The organism is Polynucleobacter difficilis, from assembly GCF_003065365.1.
GTDB classification, from domain to species: Bacteria; Pseudomonadota; Gammaproteobacteria; order Burkholderiales; family Burkholderiaceae; genus Polynucleobacter; species Polynucleobacter difficilis.
Window position 1 is genome coordinate 276,107 of sequence record NZ_CP023276.1, and the last position, 24,421, is coordinate 300,527.

A 24,421-nucleotide genomic window follows, 5' to 3' on the forward strand; every position below is an offset into this window, starting at 1 on the left:
CTTGCAATAGATGCTTGTTAAATACTTCTTTTTCGGGGGTGGTGATAGCTGATGATGGAATTTGCAACTTTTGTAAATTCCATGACGAGCTTATTGAAAAATATCAAAGCTCTGACGAAAGTAATCAAGGGTTAATACAACTTTTTAATAAAATAAAAGAGGATGGAGCTGGAAAAAAATATGACTGTATTATTGGTGTCAGTGGTGGAACCGACTCCTCTTATCTTTTATATTTAGCCGTAAAAATGGGCTTAAGACCATTGGCGGTGCATTACGATAATACATTTAATAGGGAAATTGCCTCTCAAAATATATATGAAATTACAAAGAGGTTAAATGTTGATTTATATACCCATGTTTTAAATAATGAAGAAGGTAGCTTAATTAAACGAGCCTTCATTCTATCTGAAGTTTTTGAGTTTGATGCCGACTCAGATATTGCATATGTTCAGTTAATGCGAACCCAAGCAAGAAAATGGAGAACTAAATATATTCTTGAGGGACATTCATTCACGGCAGAAGGAATTTCACCGGTTGGACGTGCTTACATAGACGGAAAGTATATAGATACGATAATAAATACATATGGAAAAGGAAGGGTTAAAACACTCCCAAAAATGTCATTTATTCAATTCTGTATTTGGATATTTGTTTACAGGCAAAAATTTGTACGGCCGCTATGGTACTTGAAGTACGAGAAAGAGGCGGCTCGGAAATTGCTTACTGATAAGCTCAATTGGAAGTATTACGGTGGGCATCATCTGGAAAATAGAGCATCATACTTTTCTCATAATATTTGGTTTACAGAGAAGTATAGTGTTGATTATCGGATATTAGAGTTATGTGCCAAATTACGTATGAATTTAATTAATAGAAAAGACGCCGAAGATTCACTTAAGGAGTCGGTAGTGAGAGACTCTGAAAATTTCGAATACATGTGTAAGCGCTTGAATATAGCAGAGACTGAAATGAATAAGATCTTAAATAATGGCCAACAAAGATCTTATAGGGAGTTTAAAACTTATAAAAAACTGTTTGAATTTTTTGCACCTTTTTTTAAATATGCATCAAAAAGACAGTATGTTTCAGAAAGTTTTTATATGAAATATTGTGTGCCTGAAAAAAATATTAGGTGAATTCAGTCTTGGAAAAAAATACAATCACGATTATTGGTTTTCCATATGGAAATATTGGCTCATTGGTTAATATGTTTAAGCACCTCAAAGTTAATTGTGTTGTAGAAAGTGATCCCAAGAGCATTGCAAAAGCTACTCGGATAGTTCTTCCTGGTGTAGGGGCATTTGATCAGGGGATGCAATGTTTGAATTCCGTTTCAGGTCTGATTGATGTTTTGAATAAGAAGGCATTAGTTGAGAAAATACCAATTCTAGGAGTTTGCTTGGGCATGCAAATGCTTACTGATGGTAGCGACGAAGGTAGCATACCTGGATTGGGCTGGATAAAAGGTAAGGCAAGTAGGTTTCCAGAAATGCGGGATCTTAAAATCCCTCACATGGGATGGAATATTTCAACCCCAACACAAAATCATTCATTATTTAAAGATATATCTATTGATCCTAAATATTACTTTGTTCATTCATATATGGTTCAAGCTACCAATCCTGTTAATGTGCTGATGAAGGCAAATTATGGTGTTGAATTTGATTCCGCTATAGGGAGTGAAAATATTTGTGGTGTTCAGTTTCATCCTGAGAAAAGTCACAAATACGGCAAGCAAATTTTAAAAAATTTTTCGGAGATGTAGGATGATTCCAGTAAGAATTATTCCTACACTATTATTGCGTAATGGTGGCCTTGTTAAGACTGTTAATTTCAAGAAATATTCCTATGTCGGGGATCCGTGTAACACGATTCGAATTTTTAATGAAATGGAGGTGGATGAGCTAATAGTTTTAGATATTGATGCAACAAAAAAAAATAATGGAATTAATTTTGCTTTATTGAAAAAAATTGCGAGTGAATGCTTCATGCCAATTGTTTACGGTGGTGGGATAAGGAATATTGATGAGGCAAGCAAAGTATTTAATATTGGTTTTGAAAAAATTTTACTCAACACATATGCATATCAAGAAAAAAATTTGATTCCTGAACTTGTTAAAAAATATGGTAGTCAAGCAATCATTGCCTCAATCGATGTACGAAAAAATTATTTTGGAAATTATCGGGTATTTATAAAATCAGGAAAAATAAAAATCCCATACACTCCTTTGGAGTGGGCTCTAGAAGTCCAAAAACAAGGTGCCGGGGAAATTCTATTGACGTCTATAGACTGTGAGGGTACTTGGAATGGTTTTGACATTGAGCTAACTAGATCAATTGCGGAGAATTTGACAATACCCTTAATTGCAAACGGGGGTGCTGGCACCATAAATGACATTGTTCATGTGGTTAGGCGGGGGAAGGCTTCCGCTGTTGGTCTGAGCAGCATGCTTTTATATCAAGGTAAAGATAAGGGCGTATTAATAAATTTTCCAGAGAAAAATTTAATCGAAGAGGCCTTTGAAACGTATAAAAAAGATGAATGATTGCATGAAAAATTAACTCTGAATAAAGTAAAAGTATATGAAAGCTATAAATGATGGCCAGTCAAAGAAAAAACCACCTTCAATATTTATAGGATTTAGCGAGGTTGCTAATTTTTATACTAATTTGCTAAAAGGTTTCCATAAAAATGGATTGCATCCTAAATTTATGACTTGGGGTCAAAATATTAGAAAATACGGAAATTCAGACTCTGAAACCATAGATCAAAAGATTCTTCATTATCTATCTAAGGGCGCTTCAACAGGATCGGGTAAAGTATTTTTTACTCCGATATTCTGGTGCTACAGAATATTGCTGCTCTTAATTGCATTAATCAAATATGATACTTTTTTATTCTCATACAACTCTTCATTTTTAGGAACATATGATTTGCCTTTGCTTAAGTTATTGGGTAAAAAGATATTTTATTTTTATCATGGGTCTGATGCGAGGCCGCCCTACATAAATGGAAATAACATATATACAGACGTAAATTTGGAGCATGTTAATTTCTTAACTAGATCCATGAAAAAGAAGCTAGCAAGGATAGAAAAATATGCGACCGGTATCATTTCAGCGCCACCCTACAGTCAGTTCTTAACTAAGAGGACTATACATTTTTTATGGGTTGGTTTGCCTTTTGTAGCAATGAATGAGCTAGAAACACCGAACATAGTTTCATCCAGTCTCAAAGTTAGAATCTTGCATGCGCCATCTGTTAGGAAATCAAAAGGAAGTGACATATTCAAACAAATCATTACGGAGCTAATTCAGGAGGGAGAGAAGATTGAATATATAGAACTTTTTAATGTTGAAAATGCCGAAGTTATTGAGGCTTTAAAACATACAGATATCCTGCTAGATGAAATGTACTCCGACACTTGTTTGGCCGGGCTTGCAACAGAAGCTGCATTTTTTGGAGTTCCAACACTTGTCTCTGGCTACTACTCCGATATGGCTCAGGATTTTAACCACAAAAGATTGCCGCCAAGCATGTATGTATACCCTGAAGATATCAAGGAATCACTTAGGTTTTTAGTGAATAATAAAAATATTAGAGATGAATTGGGAAATAGTGCAATGGAATTCGTTAGGGATGCGTGGAGTCCAAAAAAAGTAGCATCTCGTATATTGGCAATTATTAATGGGGATATTCCCATAGATGCAACCTTTGATCCAGCAAAGATAGCTTATTACAATGGATGGGGCGCATCTAAATCAGATCTACACTCTTTTTTAGGTGATTACTTAAGAGTATATGGGGAAGAGGGATTATTTCTTGACCACAATTTAGACTTATTAAAAAAAATCAAGTCATTTACCCTTGAAAAATAATTTAATTATTATAAATAGTAGTCCTTATGAGGATATTGTTAAAAAAGGCGTATCCCATACTTATGAGGACTATCTTGAGGGAGGGTATTTTAATCACATTCACTTTATATGCCCCTTCTCACGAAAATCTAATTCTAATAGATATTCTGAAAACATAACAGTTAGTCAATACGGGTGGGAAACTGGGATTACCTTATTCGATAATATTCCATATATAAAGTATCTTTTAGCACTAAAGTGTCTTTTTTTTGGGTTATCTAATACTTTAAAAATTATTAATTTAGAAAAACCCTCCGTGATAAGAAGTACTGATCCTTACTTATTAGGATTTTTTGGATTTTTAATAAGCAAATTAACCAATAAAAAATTTGTTGTTTCCGTGCATGCTGATTACGATATTGGCTCTGAATTAAATGGCTTTACGTTTAAATTATTTGGGTCACGATGGATTGCAAAGATCTTAGAAAAATTTATTTTGAGTCACGCCGATGCTATTTTTCCTATAAGAATGCATCTAAAGAATAAAATACTATCAAGTCAACCTGAGTTGGCATGCAAAATAGCAGTTTTTAATCACTCAATAGATCTAGTTAATTTCGATAATATTAAATATATATCTATAAAAGATTTATTCTTAATACCTGCTGAAAAAAAGATAATTAGTTTTGCGGGTAGGTTATCGAATGAAAATTTTATTTTTGACCACTTGGAGTTATTAAAAAGAATTATTGCCACCAGAGATGATGTCATGCTGGTGATGATTGGAAGCGGAGAGCTTTATGATGAACTTGTTGGTTGGGTGGATAGCAGTGATCTCAAAAAATTTGTTGTGCTTGCGGGATTTCAACCAAATGAAGTTGTTATCAACCTTAGGAAGCAAAGTAATATTTCATTGTGTCTCATGGGCGGTTATAGCTTGCTAGAGGCTTGTGCTGCTAAAAGCCCTGTTGTTACATATGATGTTGATTGGCATGGTGAATTAATTGAAAACGATAAAACAGGCTTCATATTTCGAATGGGTGATGTCGACGGCATGGCAAATGCTGTAAACGAAATTCTTGAAAAGCCGGCTGTCGCTAAAATACTTGCTGCAAATTCCAGGTTAAGAGTGGTTGAAAATTATTCCAGAGAAGTAGTGGTAAAGAAGAAAGTTTTTGCATACAATCAGATTATTAATAGTGGCTCTGAAAATATTTAATTAAAAGAAAAATATGAATAATATAGCTTATATATGTCCTATAACAAAAGTAAAATTAGATTATCATGCGATATCAAATAAAATTAATTTAGACGATTCAGGATTTTATTATGCAGATAAATCCCCCTATGTGTATCCTGTTATAAATCAAACACCAATTTTCTTTGTATTTCCAACCAAGATAACTCAGAGCTTTTTTGTTCGAAATAGTGAATTAATTCAAAAAATTAAGAAGGGTGGAATCTGTCCAGATAAATCTCCAGAAAAAGGAGAGGCTAGTGTTCAAACAACATTTACCGAGCAGTGGACGAATTTGGGCGATGATGAATTAAGTTTTACTTACACACATGATGATTTGATTTATCTGCATAAAAGTGTTTGGCTGCATGATGACCCAACAATTACAAAAAAAATAAATGTTCTCAACATTGGATGCGGTTTTGGCTTGGAGGCAATGGTGCTATCTGACATCTTCTCTAATGCCACGATATACGCAATTGATCTGAACTTAAGCGTGGTGAAGGCAGGTAAAAATCTAATTGAGAAATCTGGGTCTAAGGTTATCCCCATTGCAGCTTCCTTATTTCATTTACCCTTTGGTGAAGATACTTTTTGCCATATTCATTGTCAGGGGGTTGCTCATCACACATACTCCACACAAGACGCATACAAGGCTATATCAAGGCATGTGAACCCTAAACTAGGCTCTATTTTCTTTTGGGTTTACGCCTGGGAGGATTCAATGGGAATGCCAGGGTTTAGGGGGGCACTCATAAGGATGTATTGGTTTCTTTCCCATAGATTATTGCGACCGATCCTAAGTAGGGCTCCATCATCAGTAAGGGCATTCACAATTTTTACCATGGCGGTCCCCTATCATTTTCTAGTGTCAAAAAGAAGAGGGCGTTTGCGAGATAAGTGGAAATTCAAAAATACTATGCATGGGTTAAGGGATATGTTCACTCCACAATATGCTCACCAGCATAGGTGGAATGAGGTCATTGGGTGGCTACAAGAGTCTGGATTTGAAATGCAGGTTCAAAAAAAACATGATTTTGAAAAGAAATTCTCCCAAAGAATGCTGGGAATCGGTCTCTTTGGTAAAAGGGTAGCGTAATGAAAGGTTATTACGAATTTGAGACTCACTGGAAAATAGCTGCAGATATATCTAGTTATGAGCTAGCCAGATACAAAAGTGGTGCCGACCTAATTCCTGATGATGTGGTTTCGTTGGTTGATATTGGATGTGGAAATGGTGGATTTCTTGCGTCGATAGAGAGGCAAATAGGTAGAGACATAAAGCTTCAAGGGTTTGAAAGATCTGCATCAGCTATCAGTAACAAGTTATGTAAGACTGAGATTGTGAAAGGCGATATTGACAGATTAGATTTTGGCAATCAGAAAGTTGACCTTGTCTCATGTTTGGCTGTATTGGAGCATTTGCCAGAGGCTCTAGAGGCCTCTCTTATTGGTAAGATGATAGATTTGACATCCAAGTACATTCTAATAGATGTCCCATATAAGGAGCGTCGCGTGAGAGTTGCTTGCCCATCTTGCGGATGCAGGTTTGACCCACATTTGCACCTAAGAAGTTATGCAATCAGCGACATTGAGAAAAGATTCCCCGCATTCAAAGTTAAAAAGAAGCTTGTCTTGTCAGGACCAGAATCGCTGCTAACAATCTTGATAAGATTTTTTCGAATAGAAGTTTCAGCAAGCTTAGGGGGGCCTAAAATATGCCCACAGTGCGGCACAAATTCTAAAGAAGTTTTGGACTCTGCTGAAGTTGGTAATAGAGGTGAGCGTTATGATGCCAGGCTTAAAAGTCTATTGAAAAAGATTCAGCCGAAATTTATATTGAAGAGAGAAGTATTTTTATTGCTCGAAAAAATCTGAGATGATGGGTCACTAAATCATGTGTGGAATTGCAGGCATCATCTCCTTGAGAGAAGTTGATAAAGATTTAATAGGACGGATGAAGTCTCAGATCATGCATAGAGGCCCAGATGCATCTGGCATCGCTATGTTAAATTTAGAGGCAACAGAAGAAAATTGCCCGGATATATTTTTAGGTTTAGCACATACAAGATTATCAATTGTTGATCTTTCGTCCAGCTCAGATCAACCCCTTATGTATTTAGGTAGATATACCATTACATTTAATGGTGAAATCTACAACTATAAGCAGTTAAGGGATGAATTAGTTCTGCGTGGACATGTTTTTCAAACATCCTCAGACACTGAAGTGGTCATTGCAGCTTATGTTGAGTGGGGCCCGGATTGCCTAAATAGATTCAATGGAATGTGGGCATTTTGTTTAATAGACACATTGAAAAATCAGATATTCATATCGCGGGATAGGATTGGAAAGAAGCCGTTTTATTTTGCATTAAGGGATGAACAAAGCTTTGTTTTTGCATCCGAAATAAAGGCAATTTTGGAAGTGCTCAAAGCGCCTGTAGAGTATGACTCTAAATTGGTGGATAACTATATTCAAAAAGGACCAGAAGAATGGTGTGAGGATACAGTTTTTAAGGGGATAAAGCGTTTACCACCTGCCACATACATTTATTGCAAACTTCAGAATCTTATGAGCTATCCTAAATTAATTAAGTTTTGGGAGCTTAAGCCAAATTTATCTGATGAAGAATTTAACGAGGCCAAGGCGCTTGAATATGCAAAGCAATATTATGAAATATTAAAAAATTCTGTAGAAATCAGGATACCAGATGAGGTCAATTTCGGGATTACATTATCAGGCGGCCTTGATAGTTCCTGTATCTTGTATTTAGTAAGCGAGATTCTAAAAACTAGAAATTCTACCAATATACCTTTCACATTCTCATCGGTTTATAAAACCTCAGAGTACCAATATTGTGATGAAAGTAAATACATACAAATCTCTGTTAATAGCGTCAATTGCAGATCGTTTTCTATAGAGCCAAATCCTGCTGAATTAGAAGTCGAAATCGAGACTTATTTACGCTTACTGGATACCCCACCTCAAAATACATTGATGTCTAGTTGGTTTACTTATCGACTTGCTAAAAGCCACGGAATAAAGGTCTTGATTGAGGGGCAAGGCGCGGATGAAACACAGGGTGGATATGAGTCATATCTAATGTTTTACATTGCAAATATGCAATTGTTCTCTGCATTAAAAAATTCAATTAAAGCATGGAATGTTGCCGCACAAAAAAAATGGATTGTGTTGGGGTGTATTTTTGCATTTGCCAAGAGCATCTTAGGGAAAAATTATGCAGTAAAAATGGTTGGGCTTTTAAAGATAAGTTCATCCCCATACTTGCCGTTGAACGCTGTTTTAAAAAATTCTCTAGTCAATCCACTGCAAAATTTAATTCATTATGCGGATAGGGGCTCAATGGGACATTCAATAGAATCTAGGATGCCCTATTTAGATTATCGGCTAGTAGAATTTCTTGCATCAGTACCAAGTTGTTACAAAATTCACAAAGGCTGGACAAAATATTTATCAAGAATAGCATTTTCAAACAGATTGCCTGATGAAATTGTGTGGAGAAAAGAAAAAATGGGTTGGCCTGCACCCGAAAGACAATGGTTTGATAAGGAATTGCGAAGATATAGTGATGATGAAATTTCCAAATACATTGGGATTAATGATAAAAAAATCCACTATTTATATAAAAAAAATTTTGGACGTTATGTGCGTTTATATTGTTTGGCAATAAATAAAAAAATATTTTCAAGGTCATGGGGGTAAAAATAATGAATAAGAAAATAATGACTATTGTCGGCGCTCGACCACAATTTATTAAGGCCGCACCAGTATCTTTTGAAATTTCGGAAAGAAATGGACTAGAAGAAGTTTTAGTACATACAGGGCAACATTTTGATGACGCAATGAGTGGGATTTTTTTTCGAGAGCTTGGGCTTCCTCAGCCAAATTTTAATTTGGGAATATCAAATATGGCCCATGGTGATATGATAGGATCGATGTTAATTGAGTTGACGAAGGTGATTGGTTCAGTGAGGCCGGATATGGTTCTTGTATATGGAGACACAAACTCAACCTTAGCAGGCGCTTTAGCCGCAAGAAAATGTAATATTCCCGTTGCACATGTTGAAGGTGGATTAAGAAATTACGATCTTTCTATACCTGAAGATACAAATAGGGTATTAACAGATAGAATTTCTGACATCATTTTTTATTCTACTAATGTAGCTTTTAAGAATTTAGAAATTGAAGGTTTTTTAAACTTCCCGGTAAAAATATATAGAACTGATGATCTTCTAACTGACGCGATAAAGTTATTTAAGAAATATGCAAAGGAGCCTACTAGTCTTATTAAACGTCCATATATATTAGCAACGATTCATAGGGAGTCAAATACAAGTTCAGATAGTTTGAAAATAATTATTAATGCCTTAAATCTGATATCAAAAGACTGCAACATTTATTTTCCTTGTCATTACAGAACCAAAAAAGCAATAAAAGATTTGGATTTAAGTTTGTCCGGCAACATACACTGTGTTGAGCCACTTGGGTACTTGGAAATGTTGTATGCGATTGAAAATTCAAAATTTGTAATTACAGATAGTGGCGGGCTACAAAGAGAGGCATACTTGTTTAATAAAAAATCTTTATTACTAATGGGGTATACGCCATGGGAAGAGTTGGTTGATGGAGGCTATTCGATGACTTCAGAAATTAATTCAAAAAAAATTGCATCAAATTATTTTGATATGAATTCTAAAAATGTAGATTTCAGTACAGAGATATATGGAAGTGGCAAAGGTGCAAAGAAAATAGTGGATGTTTTATTTGAGGTATTAAATGAGGTTTAAGGAAAATGATCGAGCTCTAATATTGGCGCCACATTGTGATGATGGAGAGTTGGGCTTAGGCGGTACGATTTCAAAGCTAGTAAGCGGTAAGGTGGATGTTGTATATGTTGCATTTTCTTTGGCTGAAAAATCAATACCTAAAGGATTGCCGCCGGATACAACGCGGAAAGAAGTTTACAAAGCTACCGATTGTCTTGGAATACCAGCGAAAAATGTAATTCTTTATGATTTTGAGGTCAGAATATTTACGGATTTTAGGCAAAAGATTTTAGATTCTATGATTGAATTGCAAAAAAAAATAAATCCAAAAGTTGTATTTATTCCCTCATTAAGCGATAAGCATCAAGATCATCAAGTTATTGCAATTGAGGCTATCAGAGCATTTAAGGGCGCGAATATATTTTCTTATGATTTACCCTGGAATAGCCAAAAATTTACTCCAAACTTATTTATATCCATTAGCAAAATTGATTTGGATCGCAAAAAAAAATCAATATCTTGCTATGAATCCCAAAAAAATAAAATATATATGAATGACGATTTTGTAGAATCCTTGGCTATAGTGAGGGGTGCACAGTCTAATTATAGATATGCTGAAGCTTTTGAGATAGTGAAATGCAATATAGATTAAACGTAAGCCAAATTGAAATTGAAAAATTTCTTAATCTAAAGTGCAGTAAAAATAGTATTACAGTAAGCAATATTTGCTCTTATTCTCGTCCACTGCAAAATAGTTTGCTTTTTATCAAAAATAATAAAATGCCAGTTGAGCATTTAAAAGGCTGCATTATTTTTTGTCCAAAAGATTATGATCTTAATCAAGGTGAAAATATCCTTTTAAGGGTGGAGAATCCCAAATTTATTTTTTCAAAAGTAATATCTAATTTTGCCCAAAGAAAATTGAAGCAGGGCTTTATTAGCGATGATGTTGAAATTGGGCAAGGATGTGTAATTGGAGACCAAGTTTCTATTGGCGCAGGCACAAAAATATTGAACAACGTTGTCATTGCGCCTGGTGTTACTATCGGATCAGAATGCTATATTAAATCTGGCGCTGTAATTGGTGAAGAGGGTTTTGGTATGGTATTTAATAATAGCAGTATGCCAGAAAGAGTTTTGCATTTGGGCTCCGTTTTCATTGGGGATCATGTGGAAATAGGTGCAAATTGCACCATAGCAAGTGGTAGCATTGACGATACAAGAATTGAAAGTTTTGTAAAAATCGATGATCAAGTCCACGTCGCTCATAATTGCGTAATTCACAGAGGTGCAATTATTACTGCAGGTGTGATTTTTAGTGGGGGTGTTGAGGTAGGGTCTAGAGCATGGATAGGTCCAAACTCAACTATTATTCAAAGAACTAAAATTGGTGAGAAAGCCCTTATTGGAATAGGGGGGATAGTTACAACAGATGTCAATTCATCACAAACTGTAATGGGGATTTCTTCGATGCCATTACGAGCGTTAAGTAAAGCATTAAAAAAAATATTGGATTAAAAATTAAAATAATTTTTTTCGTAGCACCTTTCTTTCCGCCAATTAACCTAAGTGCTACGGAACGTGCTGTAAGGTTGGCAAAATCTCTTTCCGAACACTGCGACATGCTTTATGTGTTTACTCTTGGCAGAATCGGTATCCCAAATAAATGGATAGACTATGAGTTAGAGTCTACCTTTTTAGAAGACCTACCTAAAAATATAAAAATTGTAGAAATAAACTCATTATTTAAAAATATATTATTCATAGACATAAAAAATGGGCAAGCAAAAGCAAATGTATTGGGGGCGTTGTCATACCTAATAACCTCAGATTTAGGCCTTTTTTGGACTCCGAGTCTTTATAAGGAACTAAAAGCATATGCGAAAAAATTAACACCTAAATATATAATTTTTACATGCCCATTCTTTTTGCCAATAATACTCGGGGTAATTCTAAAGAGAAAATTCTCAATTCCATTTGTAATTGATTATAGAGATTTATGGTTTAATAAGCCAATGGGGCATCTTTCTATAATTGGTAAATGCCTCTCCTATATTATTGAAAAGTTTTGTAATAACGAAGCTCATTTAATTTCTACAATATCAAAAACTTACACAAATGAATTGCTTGGTTCAAATCCAAGAAAACTAGTTTTATATAATTTGAATAATAATAATTTTTTTAAATATGATAAAAAAAATAATTTAGAATATTTTAACATTGTATATATTGGATCAATTTATCGCGGGCAACGAAGTTTCAAGCCAATTCTCAATGCTATTTCATTATTTGAGAAAAAAATTAGAAACAAAATTATAATAAATTACTACGGTGATCAGGGTCATATTCTCCTAGAAGAATTTAATGAATATTCAGAATTAAATTTTATCGATAATGGAAGAGTTCTAAAAGAAAATATAAACAGATTGATTGCTGATAGTGATTTGCTAATATCGCTAGTACACACAGATGAAGTTACTACTAAGTTATCAGTAAAAGGAATTATGACGGGTAAAATATTTGAGTATTTGCCGAGTAAGAAGCCCATACTTAATATTGCACCTAAAAATGCGGAACTAGTAGAATTTTTCAAGGAACTTGGGCAAAATCAGGTTTTCTCACATACCGCTAATGATATTTCTGGAATAAGCAAAACTATATTAGAAATAATGGAGTTAAGAAAAAACATAGATATAAAATTACTCCCGACATGGAATCAGTACTTTAATAAATTTTGGTATGAGTTAAATAAAACTTAACTGATTTAATGATAATGCTAAATGAATTAATAAAATTCCTGCCTAAGAATAAGATGAGCAGTCTTATTTTTATAATTCTCATATCAATAATCGTTGGTGTAATTGAGACTTTAAGTGTGGCGGCATTAATTCCGCTTTTAGGAATAATATCAAACGCAGAACTAATAAGTACCAATAAATATCATAAAATTGCATTTGGATTTTTTGGAAATGAAAGTATTAAATCCTATATTATAGTTTTATCGATAGTAACTTTACTTTTTTATTTTTTTAGAGGAGTAATTGGGTTTTATTACAATAAGTTTATATCTAAATTTTCTTTTTCTATATATCTCCACTTTCAAAAGATGCTATCTAGGAAATTTTTAGAAACCACCTATTTAGATTATTTAGGAAAAGATATAGGAGATTATTTAAAATTAATGACTAAAGAGCTTGTTAATATAACTACAATTTATTCGTCTTTTGTATTAATTGTAAGTGAAATAATAATTTTCTTAATGATATTTACTTTACTTTTATATTTTGATGTAAGAACAACGCTATCAGTTACAGCAGTATTATCGTTTATAGGGGTTGTAAATTTATTATATGTTTCAAAGAAGATACGTATTCAAGGGGATGTAAGGGAGTTGGCTGAGAGTCAAATTTATATAAACCTCAAAGAAATTTTCTCGTCATTTAAGTTATTGAAATTTTCTAAATCTACTCCATTTTTTTTGAATAGGTTGGATTCAAATACCTCCAAATTTATAGATGCAAATGTACAAAATCAAACAATAAGTAATACTCCAAGAATAATGCTTGAGACTTCTGCATTTATGCTTGTAATAATAATAGCGGTATTAATTTGGAGTAGAGGATCTGCTGGGGAAGCGATAGCATCATTATCATTATTTCTATTTGCCTTATTTAGGTTGCTTCCTTCTATTAATCGTATTATTTCATCAATAAATATTATTAATTATTCAATGCCATCACTTGATATTATTAGTGCTGAATTATCTAGAAAAGAATATAACTATAATAATCAAAATATTTTATTTTTAGATTCCATTGAATTAAGAAATATATCATTCTCCTACGGCCATGTAAATGTTATAAATAGAGTAAATATAATAATTAAAAAAGGAGAAAAGGTAGTTATTACCGGCAGAAGCGGTTCTGGCAAAACAACTATTGTTGACTTAATCTCTGGCTTGTTAACACCGTCAGAGGGCGATATATTTGTTGATGGAATAAGTATATCAAATCCTGCTGCTAAATTATGGCAACAAAAAATTGGATACCTGCCGCAAAACCCCTATATATGCAATGATACAGTAGAAGAAAATATTTTTTTTGGGATGCCGCCGGATTATGAGAAGTTAATAAATGTGTTGAATAAAACACAAATGCTCGACATTTTTACAAACGATAATCTTGGCTTTAAGGTCATTCTTGGGGATGGCGGAGCAAGATTAAGTGGGGGGCAGAAGCAGCGAATTGCCTTAGCTCGACTGCTCTATGCTGAGACGGAAGTAATTATTTTTGATGAGCCAATAGCCTCATTGGATAAAAATACTAGCAATGAAATTATTGAATTACTGTTTGATGCTGAGTCTAATAAAACAATAATTGCAATTGACCATAGTGGTTATATTAAGAATTACTGCGATAGAGAAATTGTTGTTGAAAATGGCACTATTAGTGCTTTTAATTTACGCTAAGCAAGTTTCTAAATGTTCACTATTTATCCAAATTATTTTAAAGCTGAAATATTCGAAATTAATGAGATATATTATAGTAAATTTGCATTATGTAATATTACATTACTTTTATTTATATTATCTTTAATTTTCGGATTTAAATTATTTCGCAGTTGGAAAATAGCTTTTACATTATCATTTATAAAATCCGCATTCTTTTTTTTATTTTTTTTCTTTTTTTTTAATGCAACAAATTTTAACGAAATTGATTCATTAACTTATATTGAGGGTACAAAGGCTTTAGTGGAATCTGTCAATAGCGTGGATGCCTTTATAAACTTTGATAATTTTAGGAATTACGGACAGGGACATTATTTTTATTATATTTATAGCTTCATATTATGTAAAATATTTGGAACCTATATCTTTGTTCCAATAGCATTTAATATCATAAGTACATATTTTGGTGGTTATTTAATCTTTCAGATATTAAAAAAATTTTATAAAATTAATAATGAAGTTTGTAAAGTTTTGACGATCATATTTTTACTGCATTGGGAAAACATATTTTGGAGCAGTTTTTTTAATCTTCGAGATATCCTTATACAAACATCAATACTTGCAACAACATATCTTTTTATTAAATTTACTACAGATGATAGTAAATATAAAATTTTGAATTTTGGCATTCTTTTAATTTCATTCTCAATTTTATTTATTCTGAGGGTCCATATTGCAATTGCGCTTTTTGCCCTATTTTATTTTTTATACTTCTTTATCAATGGAATTTCATCAAAAAAAATACTAGGAATCCTACTTATGTCTGTCGTGGGCTTTTTCTATACAAGTGAATTTTTAAATGTAGTTATTAAATGGCTTGAATTTTTTGATTTAGGATATGGACTTAAGATGTTAAGATATTTTTTCTCACCCGCCCCATTTACGCATCTGTATGGAGGATATGGTTATTTAATATTGTCAACGCCACTTAATATAATTTTATTCCCATTTACTATTATAGGCGTAATCTATTTATATAATAAAAATAAAATTACTACACTAATATTATTTTCTGTTTTATTATCAATTACTTTTATTATGTCAGGCTATGAAAATGTACAAGGCCCAAGACAAAGGCTAATGATAATTCCTTTTCTGTATATTTTTCAATCGATTGGGTTTTTAAGAGCTATTAGTCACTTCAAAAATACTTTTAACAACAAAAATCAACTTAATTAGTTTAAATTTTTTTATTTAAATCAGGAGTATGCATTTGGTAAGGATAATTCATATTATTATTGGATTGAATGTTGGCGGAGCTGAAATGATGCTAGTACGTCTATTAAAATATAAATCTATAACTGGTGGGTTCGAATGCATGGTGGTTTCTTTAACGGACGTTGGTAAATTAGGGCCGACTATTGAAGGTATGGGTATCAGAGTAATTGCTATTAATATTACGTCGATATTAAATTTACCTTTTTCTTTTATAAAGCTTATTCATATAATTAAAGAATATAGGCCTAATATAGTACAAACTTGGATGTATCACTCCGATTTACTTGGTGGAATTGCGGCTCGAATTTGTGGTGTGAAAAGAGTTATATGGAACATCAGAAATACACAAATCTCACATAAAAATTTTAGCCTCTCATATTTTCTAGTAAAGCTGTGCGCTGTTTTTTCTTATTTCTTACCAACTAATATTGTTTGCTGTGCAAATTCCGTGCTTTCGTTTCACGTGGCAAGGGGGTTTAGTCGAAAGAAAATGCTTGTTATTAATAACGGTTACGAATTACCAAAGAAATATATTTTTTCGAACTCTGAAAAGATATTTTCTAGGGAGCGGATAGGAATAAATCGAGATGACTTTATCATTGGTGCTGTTGGTAGATTTGATATTTTGAAGGACTACAAAAACTTTATTCTTGGCGCAGCTGAATTCGCTAGAGTTGTTCCTAATACTAAATTTATTTTAGTCGGTAAAGATATTAACTGGAATAATTACCTGTTGGTTAATTGGATTTTAGAGGCTAATATGTCTACTAACTTTATTCTTCTAGGTGAGCGTAGCGATATTAATGAATTATTTTTAGCGATGGATATTTTTTGCTCGTCATCAAAATCTGAAGGCTTCTCTAATGTAGTGGCAGAGGCTATGGCTATGAGGTTGCCATGCGTTGTTACAAATGTGGGTGATTCAGCTTTGATAGTCGGGGATTCTGGCATTGTGGTGCCGCCGGAAGATTACGTTGCTCTCTCAGAAGGTTTCTTTGAGTTATTTTCGCTTGGTGCTTGTGGCCGCTTATTAAGAGGTAGTCGGGCTAGGGAATTGATTATTAATGGATTTTCGATTGATTTTATCGGTTCTCTTTATATGAAATTATATCTTTCGGACGAAAAGCACTGTGCGTAAAAATTCATTAAATGAAGATAATGCAACTATCAAGGGATTCGGCGATGAATGGGAAAGATTTGATCAGTCGGATTTAGATAAAGAAGAAGCGCAAGAATTATTTCAACGATACTTCGCAATATTTCCTTGGTGGTCGCTACCAGACAATGCAATTGGTTTTGATATGGGCTGTGGAAGTGGGAGATGGGCACTTTTAGTTGCCCCAAAAGTATTTAGACTGCACTGCATTGATCCAAGCTTGGCTTTGCATGTAGCAAAGAAAAATTTGATCAATGAAAGAAATTGTACATTTCATGCTGCTAGTGTGGGCGATGAAATCCTTGAGGAAAATTCTATGGATTTTGGTTATTCCTTAGGGGTACTTCACCATATACCAGATACTCAGGCCGGGATAAACGCCTGTGTGAGGTTACTTAAGCCAGGAGCACCATTCCTGCTTTATCTTTACTACGCTTTTGATGGCAGACCTTTTTGGTTTCGTAGTCTATGGAAAATTAGCGATTTTTTTCGCCATTTTATAAGTCGACTTCCATATGGCATGCGCTATTTAAGTACCCAGTTATTTGCCTTTCTTGTATATCTCCCTCTAGCTAGATTATGTCTTTTTCTTGAGAAGTTGGGTGTTAACGAGGATTTTATTGATAGGCTGCCCCTTTGCAGTTATCGTAAGTCTAGTTTTTACACTATGAGAACAGATGCTCTTGATCGATTTGGGACTAAACTGGAAAAACGTTTCAGTAAGCAACAGATTGAACAGATGATGACAAACGGCGGGCTAATTAATATTTCCTTTTCTGAAAATGTGCCTTATTGGTGTGCGGTTGGATATAAAGGAGGTTAAATTTGTGCGGTATTGCAGGGTTTATCGATCAACAATCGGGCTTTAATTCTCAGGGCGCTCTGTCACGAATGGCAGGATCAATTTCGCATCGAGGCCCTGATGATAGTGGAGTGTGGCACGATAATCGATTTGGTGTTGGACTGGCCCATACTAGGCTTTCAATACTTGATCTCAGCGTTGAGGGTAATCAGCCGATGATTTCAATTAGCGGCCGATACACTTTAGTATTTAATGGAGAAATCTATAATCATTTAGAAGTTCGAGAATTGCTTTCAAGTAGAGATAATAGTATCGAAATTTTAAGGTGGAGGGGACATTCTGATACCGAAACTTTATTAGCTGCTTTTGAGGCTTGGGGTATTAATAAAACGCTACAGAAGTCGGTTGGTATGTTTGCATTTGCCGTTTGGGATAATCTTAAGCGTACGATTACTCTTGGTCGAGATCGTATGGGAGAAAAACCTCTTTATTACGGATGGCAAGATGGCATATTTCTTTTTGGGTCAGAGCTAAAGGCGCTTAGAGCGCATCCAAGATTCGAGAATAGGATAAATCGCAATGCAATCGCATTGCAATTAAAGTATAACTACATACCTGCGCCCTATTCAATCTATTTGGGTGTGCATAAACTAATGCCAGGAACTACACTCACTATTTCGCATAGCGCATCTCCAGCTTCTGGCTTTGAACTAACACCTTATTGGAGTCTTAATGAATCCCATTCCAAAAGTTTTGATAGTAAATACTATGGCCGGGATATTGATGGAATTTCTCAGCTTCACTCCCTCTGTCTAGAGTCAATTAAGCAGCAAATGGTTGCCGATGTACCGCTTGGTGCTTTTTTATCAGGGGGCATAGATTCATCTGCTGTCGTAGCAATGATGCAAGCTCAATCAGTTAGACCAATTAGTACATTTACCATTGGATTTTCTGAGTCGATCTATGATGAGGCAAATTATGCAAGAGAAGTTGCTAAACATTTGGGAACTAACCACACTGAACTTTATGTAACGCCTCAGCATGCATTGGATGTAATCCCAAAATTACCATCGCTATATGATGAGCCTTTTTCTGATTCGTCACAAATACCAACATACTTGGTATCTATGTTGGCCCAACAGCACGTTAAAGTCTCTCTTTCAGGCGATGGCGGAGATGAATTATTCGGGGGCTACAACAGGTATTTATTCACCACATCTATTTGGAAAAAAATTAGTTATTATCCACCTAGGCTTAGAAAAGCTTGTGCAAGGCTAATTTGCAAGATTCCACCGCATAGATGGAACATAATATTTAATTCAATTGACCATCTGCTTTTCAGTCGATTCCAATTTAACAATCCTGGAGATAAACTTCATAAATTATCAGGAATACTCGGAGCATCTAGTGTAAAAGAGATATACCTTAGCCTTATTTCCCATTGGGAAGATTCATTGGATATTGTTCTTGGTTCGGAAGATGTGCCGACAATTTTTAATGATCCTAATGGGTGGTCTATAACTGAGCTTGCTGAAAACAAAATGATGTTTTTGGATATGGTCAGCTACCTGCCTGACGACATATTAGTAAAAGTAGATCGTGCAGCTATGGGCGTTGGGTTAGAAACAAGAGTTCCGCTCTTGGATCATAGAATAGTTGAATTTTCTCAAAGCATACCTTTGTCTATGAAAATACGAAATAGGCAGGGAAAATGGCTATTGCGCAAGGTATTAGATCTCTATGTTCCTTCAAATCTAATTGATAGACCTAAGATGGGATTTGGAGTTCCTATCGGCGAATGGTTACGTGGCCCCTTGAAGCATTGGGCTGAGGATCTGCTCTCCGAGTCAAGACTAAAGAAGGAGGGTTATTTGGCTCCTGTTCCAATACGAAAAAAATGGGCTGAACATCTGTCTGGAAAGCGTAATTGGCAGTATCACTTATGGGATGTATTAATGTTTCAGGCCTGGGTTGCCGAAAATAATGTGTAATGGCAAAAATATTATTTGTTGTTAATGTAGATTGGTTTTTTGTATCACATCGACTTCCTTTGGCTTTGTCGGCTCTCGAAGGTGGGCATGAGATACATATTGCCTGCACTTTAACGGATAAGGCAAAATATTTAAAAGAGTTGGGAATAAGATTGCATTCACTTGAATTTAGGCGAGATAGTATCAACCCTTTTGCTTTGCTGGCAATACTATGCAATATGTATAGTCTTTTTAGGAGAATCAAGCCCGATATAGTGTATTTAATAACAATTAAGCCGGTCCTAATGGGCGGTATTGCGGCTAAGCTCGCTAAAGTTCCAGCTGTTATAAGCGCGGTACCTGGATTGGGATTTGTATTTTTAAATGCAAAGAGTTTTAAGCAAAAACTATTAAGATATCTAATAATTCTGCTGTACAGACAATCCTTTTCTCATAAAAATCAAAAAATTATATTTCAAAATTGTTCTGATAAGGATTATTTACTTAGTGCCTCCAAGGCTTCTTCAATCAAATCTGTTCTGATACGGGGGGCTGGTGTGTCACTGGAAAAATTTCCATATATCTCTCTATCAGAATCGGTTGGTGAGAGACCTTTGATTGTGGCTATGGCGAGCCGACTTTTAAAAGATAAAGGTGTATTTGAGTATGTTGAGGCGGCCAAAATACTAAAAAAAAGGGGGAATTCAGCAGATTTTTGGTTGATTGGTGCACCGGATCCGTCAAATCCTGGCAGCATAGAATTTTCTCAAGTTGAGGTTTGGCGTAAGGAAGGTTTTGTAGAGTGCTTGGGCTATCGCACTGAGATTGCAGAACTATATTCAAAGGCGTCAATAATTACCCTACCATCTTATGGAGAGGGGTTACCTAAGTCATTGATTGAGGCGGCAGCTTGTGGGCGCCCAGTAATTACAACAAATGTACCGGGATGTCGCGATGCAATTATTCAAGATATAACAGGATTATTGGTTCCTCCAGGTGATGCAATGGCGCTTGCAAATGCAATTGAAAAATTACTTTTAGATGAGCGAGCTCGAATCAAAATGGGTGACGCAGGCCGTAAGCTAGCTGAAAAAGAGTTTGATGTTGGAGCGGTGATAGCATTACATAATAAAATTTATAATGAACTATTACGAAATTCCTAATTTAAAAATTATAAACATGAATGATATTATTGCAGTTACTGGGGCCAGTGGATTTATAGGAGCTGCCATATGTGAAAGATTGGAGTCGGATGGATGTAAGGTTCGAAAGTTATCTCGATTTTTAGATTCTCAAAGAGGCTTGATTGCTATTGGTGAAATTGATGGACATACGTCTTTTAGAGAGGCGTTAAAAGAGGTGTCTGTGATTATTCATTGTGCTGGTCGCGCGCACATTATGAATGAGCAGTCAACCGATGTGCTAAGGAAATATAGGTTAATAAATGTTGAGGCTACATTAAATTTGGCTAGGCAAGCTGCTGAAATTGGTGTTAAGCGTTTTATTTTTTTAAGTTCAATTAAAGTAAATGGGGAGTGGACAAAAGGGGATAGTGCTTTTACTCCGCAGGACTTACCAGATCCAAGAGATCCATATGCAATCAGCAAATATGAGGCTGAACTTGGCCTTAAAAGAATTTCTGAGCAAAGTGGAATGGAGATCGTTATCATTCGCCCCCCCCTTGTTTATGGGCCAAATGTAAAAGCCAATTTTTCGAGAATGATTAATTTAATTCCTAGGATTAAATTTTTCCCACTTGGGGCCATAAAAAATAAGAGAAGCTATATTTTTTTAGATAATCTCATAGATTTAATTATTTTATGTATGACACATCCTGCTGCAGCGAATGAAGTATTTTTAGCATCCGATTGCCAAGATATTTCTACTCCTGATCTTATTAGAAGTATAGGCTTTGCGCTTTCTCGATCAGTTTATTTGATTCCTGTGCCCGTTTGCTTTTTGCGTTTTCTTTTTTCGATTTTTGGGAGAAAGGATATTATTATTCGGATTTGTTTTTCGCTTAGAGTTGATGTGACCAAGAGTATTGAAATGCTTGGGTGGAAGCCAAAAGTAAGTCTGGATGAAGGATTGTTAAAAACGGTATCAATTTTTAACGAGTCAAAATGTTTGGTCGAGAAAGTTCCAGAACTTATGAATCGGAATTAACTGGTAATGGGTCTTCAATTTAAATTTATATGAGACGCTTTTTTGATATTTGCCTTAGTGTTATTTGTATTTTAATTTTGTCTCCACTGATTTTGAGTTTGGGGTTTATGGTTAAGCTTACTTCTCAAGGCGCTATGCTATATTGGTCGGAACGTGTTGGTAGGAATAATATATGTTTTAAGATGCCTAAATTTCGCACGATGAAAGTTGGAACTCCTACTGTGGCAACTCACTTACTTTTTGGCTCAAGTCAATACTTAACGCCAATAGGTTCATTCTTGCGGAAATTTAGCTTGGATGAATTGCCACAGCTATGGAGTATTTTAGTTGGAGATATGAGTTTTGTGGGGCCTCGTCCTGCGCTGTTTAATCAAGATGACTTAATTGCTTTACGGACTCAATATGGATTGGATGAGATGTTTCCAGGATTAACGGGCTGGGCGCAAGTCAATGGACGCGATGAATTGTCCATTCCTGATAAAGTGCAATATGACTTGGAGTATCTCCAAAAGCAATCTTTTTGGTTTGATATGAGGATAATAGGTCTAACTTTTTTAAAGGTAATTCGGCGTTCAGGTGTTTCTCATTAATTCGGCATAAAAAACTTGATAAATCAAGGCATAGAAATCTTTCTTTTTTACACACTATTGTTGATTAGACGGTTTATTTAACTACTAATTTTTTTTAGTGTATTTCTAGATAGATACTCCTCATTTTTGTAATTAAATCTAGCACCCAAATTTAATTTTATAATTTATAAGAATCTTTGTGTCAATTAATGCAACTAAACAGTCACTATTAAATCTTCCTCGTTCGGTTAAGCGGGGCTTGGTGATTTTTGTCGATTTGCTAATTTGTGGATTTAGCGTTTGGCTTTCATTTGGGCTTCGCTTAGATCATTGGGAATATTTTCAGAGTCCGCAGTGGTTTTCCTTTCTTGTTGCCATTGGTTTTTCATTCCCCCTCTTTGTGTCCTTTGGTCTATACCGTGCTATTTTTAGATATATCGGCACAGCCGCTTTTATTTCTATTAAGCGCGCTTTTATTGTTTATACGGTATTGTTTTTTGGTGTTTTTACACTCTATGGAGTTGATGGCGTGCCTAGGTCGATCGGTGTCATTCAGCCGATGCTATTGTTTTTTGGAATTGGTGCTAGCCGATATTTTGTTCGGTATTGGTTGGGGGGCATCAATAATGTTCAAAAGGCCTTTCACCGAGCCCAGCCGATTGCTCTGATTTATGGGGCTGGTTCTGCAGGCCGCCAATTGGTATCTGGCTTGATTAGTAATCATGAGATGTTGGTTAAAGGCTTTATTGATGATGATCCCCATTTGCAGGGAGGTACGATCAATGGAATTTCGGTATATCCCAATACTGACCTTGAAGACTTAATCCGCCGTCTTGATATTACCGATGTACTTATGGCCATTCCTTCAGTAAGTCAAGAGCGCAGAAATGAAATTATTGCTTCATTAAATGGCTGTGGGGTCCGTGTTCGAAGCTTACCTAGGCTGATTGATCTTGCTTCTGGCAGAGTTAGGGTATCGGACCTGCATGATTTAGATATGAATGACTTGCTTGGTAGGGCAGTTGTTCCTCCTGAAATTAGCTTATTAGAAAAAAATATTCTGGGTCGAGTGGTTTTGGTAACGGGAGCTGGCGGATCTATTGGCAGTGAGCTATGCCGACAGATTATTAAATTTTCACCTAAATCATTAATTTTGATCGATAGTAGTGAGCACTCCCTCTATCTTATTTATGAGGCATTACAGAGGACCCTCATAGGCCTTGAAGACGAGCGTTTAGCTGGTGATAGTGATGATACTTTTTCTTCATTAAATGCTGAACTGTCAATCGAGTTAGTGCCGTGCTTGGCTTCAGTGCGTGATCACGACCTACTATTGAAGATATTCAAGATCCATAAACCGGCTACGGTCTTTCATGCGGCAGCATATAAACATGTTCCCTTGGTAGAGCAAAATCCTACCGAAGGTATTCGTAATAATGTGTATGGCACATTGACCTGCGCGCAAGTCAGCCTTGAGTGCGGCGTTGGCAATTTTATTCTAGTGAGTACGGATAAGGCTGTTAGACCAACCAATGTGATGGGGGCTAGTAAACGTATTGCTGAACTAGTTTTGCAGGCAATGGCAGATCTTGCTATTAAAGATAAGCACGCAACTAATTTCTCTATGGTGCGATTTGGCAATGTGCTGGGCTCTTCAGGATCAGTAGCGCCACTATTTAGTGCTCAAATTGCAGCGGGCGGACCGATTACATTGACTCATCCTGAGGTAACGCGGTATTTCATGACCATTCCAGAGGCGGCGCAATTAGTGATTCAGGCAAGCGCAATGGCAGAGGGAGGGGATGTCTTTGTATTGGATATGGGTGAGCCAGTCCGTATTTATGATTTAGCCACCAAAATGGTGTATTTATCTGGCCTACTGGTAAAGGATGAGGCGCGCCCTCATGGTGATATTGAGATTAAGATCACGAGTTTACGCTCAGGTGAAAAGCTCTATGAAGAGCTTCTTATTGGCGATAATCCGCAGTCAACGGTGCACCCTAAAATCATGAAGGCACATGAAGAGTTTTTGTCTTGGGGTGATTTGCAGAAGGAGCTTGAAAAGCTGAATCTTGCCTTAGAGTCATCTGATGCCAGACTGATTAAAGAGACGCTTAAAAAGTTAGTTCCTGGCTACCAGCCTAATTAGT

General features: G+C 35.3%; 21 protein-coding genes. All 21 read left to right on the forward strand.

What is annotated here, in order from left to right:
• The first annotated feature begins 14 nt into the window (after positions 1 to 14).
• The 21 genes from AOC34_RS01440 to AOC34_RS01540 all read left to right on the forward strand — a co-directional run bounded on the left by AOC34_RS01440 (position 15) and on the right by AOC34_RS01540 (position 24,420).
• The gene (locus AOC34_RS01440) at positions 15 to 1,136 is read left to right on the forward strand and encodes an adenine nucleotide alpha hydrolase family protein (protein WP_159074768.1); all 1,122 of its coding nucleotides are present in this window, start codon (positions 15 to 17) and stop codon (positions 1,134 to 1,136) included.
• Between the two features lie 8 nt (positions 1,137 to 1,144).
• Positions 1,145 to 1,765 (forward strand): imidazole glycerol phosphate synthase subunit HisH, encoded by a 621-nt coding sequence (hisH, locus tag AOC34_RS01445; protein WP_234408121.1) that lies wholly within the window; start codon positions 1,145 to 1,147, stop codon positions 1,763 to 1,765.
• Between the two features lies 1 nt (position 1,766).
• The gene (locus AOC34_RS01450) at positions 1,767 to 2,546 is read left to right on the forward strand and encodes an AglZ/HisF2 family acetamidino modification protein (RefSeq protein WP_108468433.1); all 780 of its coding nucleotides are present in this window, start codon (positions 1,767 to 1,769) and stop codon (positions 2,544 to 2,546) included.
• Positions 2,547 to 2,583: 37 nt separating this feature from the next.
• Positions 2,584 to 3,879 (forward strand): glycosyltransferase, encoded by a 1,296-nt coding sequence (locus AOC34_RS01455; RefSeq protein ID WP_108468434.1) that lies wholly within the window; start codon positions 2,584 to 2,586, stop codon positions 3,877 to 3,879.
• A complete protein-coding gene (locus tag AOC34_RS01460; RefSeq protein ID WP_108468435.1) occupies positions 3,869 to 5,077 on the forward strand; it encodes a glycosyltransferase family 4 protein in 1,209 nt (402 codons plus the stop codon). The genes AOC34_RS01455 and AOC34_RS01460 overlap by 11 nt, the downstream gene beginning before the upstream one ends.
• A 13-nt stretch (positions 5,078 to 5,090) precedes the next feature.
• Positions 5,091 to 6,194 carry a class I SAM-dependent methyltransferase gene (locus AOC34_RS01465; RefSeq protein WP_108468436.1) on the forward strand — a complete coding sequence of 368 codons (1,104 nt, stop codon included), beginning with the start codon at positions 5,091 to 5,093 and terminating at the stop codon, positions 6,192 to 6,194.
• Positions 6,194 to 6,973: a class I SAM-dependent methyltransferase gene (locus tag AOC34_RS01470; RefSeq protein WP_108468437.1), complete on the forward strand. Its 780-nt coding sequence runs from the start codon at positions 6,194 to 6,196 to the stop codon at positions 6,971 to 6,973. Before AOC34_RS01465 ends, AOC34_RS01470 begins: the two co-directional genes overlap by 1 nt.
• Before the next feature lie 19 nt (positions 6,974 to 6,992).
• Positions 6,993 to 8,819, forward strand: coding sequence for an asparagine synthase (glutamine-hydrolyzing) (gene asnB, locus AOC34_RS01475; protein WP_108468438.1), 1,827 nt, complete (start codon positions 6,993 to 6,995; stop codon positions 8,817 to 8,819).
• A 5-nt stretch (positions 8,820 to 8,824) separates the two neighbouring features.
• Complete coding sequence (gene wecB, locus AOC34_RS01480; RefSeq protein WP_159074769.1) at positions 8,825 to 9,904, forward strand: non-hydrolyzing UDP-N-acetylglucosamine 2-epimerase; 1,080 nt, start codon at positions 8,825 to 8,827, stop codon at positions 9,902 to 9,904.
• Entirely contained in the window at positions 9,894 to 10,535 is a 642-nt protein-coding gene (locus AOC34_RS01485; RefSeq protein ID WP_108468440.1) for a PIG-L deacetylase family protein, read from the forward strand. The genes wecB and AOC34_RS01485 overlap by 11 nt, the downstream gene beginning before the upstream one ends.
• Complete coding sequence (locus AOC34_RS01490) at positions 10,520 to 11,401, forward strand: UDP-3-O-(3-hydroxymyristoyl)glucosamine N-acyltransferase (protein ID WP_108468441.1); 882 nt, start codon at positions 10,520 to 10,522, stop codon at positions 11,399 to 11,401. The genes AOC34_RS01485 and AOC34_RS01490 overlap by 16 nt, the downstream gene beginning before the upstream one ends.
• 74 nt (positions 11,402 to 11,475) lie before the next feature.
• Complete coding sequence (locus AOC34_RS01495; RefSeq protein ID WP_159074770.1) at positions 11,476 to 12,642, forward strand: glycosyltransferase family protein; 1,167 nt, start codon at positions 11,476 to 11,478, stop codon at positions 12,640 to 12,642.
• 116 nt (positions 12,643 to 12,758) lie between these two features.
• A complete protein-coding gene (locus AOC34_RS01500; protein WP_159074771.1) occupies positions 12,759 to 14,351 on the forward strand; it encodes an ATP-binding cassette domain-containing protein in 1,593 nt (530 codons plus the stop codon).
• Between the two features lie 12 nt (positions 14,352 to 14,363).
• Entirely contained in the window at positions 14,364 to 15,569 is a 1,206-nt protein-coding gene (locus AOC34_RS01505; protein ID WP_108468444.1) for a hypothetical protein, read from the forward strand.
• Positions 15,570 to 15,597: 28 nt separating this feature from the next.
• On the forward strand, positions 15,598 to 16,746 hold the full coding sequence (locus AOC34_RS01510; RefSeq protein ID WP_108468445.1) for a glycosyltransferase: 1,149 nt from the start codon (positions 15,598 to 15,600) through the stop codon (positions 16,744 to 16,746).
• On the forward strand, positions 16,739 to 17,587 hold the full coding sequence (locus tag AOC34_RS01515; protein ID WP_108468446.1) for a class I SAM-dependent methyltransferase: 849 nt from the start codon (positions 16,739 to 16,741) through the stop codon (positions 17,585 to 17,587). The genes AOC34_RS01510 and AOC34_RS01515 overlap by 8 nt, the downstream gene beginning before the upstream one ends.
• Positions 17,588 to 17,589: 2 nt before the next feature.
• Positions 17,590 to 19,557 (forward strand): asparagine synthase (glutamine-hydrolyzing), encoded by a 1,968-nt coding sequence (gene asnB, locus AOC34_RS01520; protein ID WP_108468447.1) that lies wholly within the window; start codon positions 17,590 to 17,592, stop codon positions 19,555 to 19,557.
• Complete coding sequence (locus AOC34_RS01525; protein ID WP_108468448.1) at positions 19,557 to 20,699, forward strand: glycosyltransferase family 4 protein; 1,143 nt, start codon at positions 19,557 to 19,559, stop codon at positions 20,697 to 20,699. Before asnB (AOC34_RS01520) ends, AOC34_RS01525 begins: the two co-directional genes overlap by 1 nt.
• Positions 20,677 to 21,702 (forward strand): NAD-dependent epimerase/dehydratase family protein, encoded by a 1,026-nt coding sequence (locus tag AOC34_RS01530; protein WP_108468449.1) that lies wholly within the window; start codon positions 20,677 to 20,679, stop codon positions 21,700 to 21,702. Before AOC34_RS01525 ends, AOC34_RS01530 begins: the two co-directional genes overlap by 23 nt.
• A 29-nt stretch (positions 21,703 to 21,731) precedes the next feature.
• Positions 21,732 to 22,292: a sugar transferase gene (locus AOC34_RS01535; RefSeq protein ID WP_108468450.1), complete on the forward strand. Its 561-nt coding sequence runs from the start codon at positions 21,732 to 21,734 to the stop codon at positions 22,290 to 22,292.
• Between the two features lie 178 nt (positions 22,293 to 22,470).
• A complete protein-coding gene (locus AOC34_RS01540) occupies positions 22,471 to 24,420 on the forward strand; it encodes a polysaccharide biosynthesis protein (protein ID WP_234408122.1) in 1,950 nt (649 codons plus the stop codon).
• Position 24,421 lies beyond the last annotated feature (1 nt).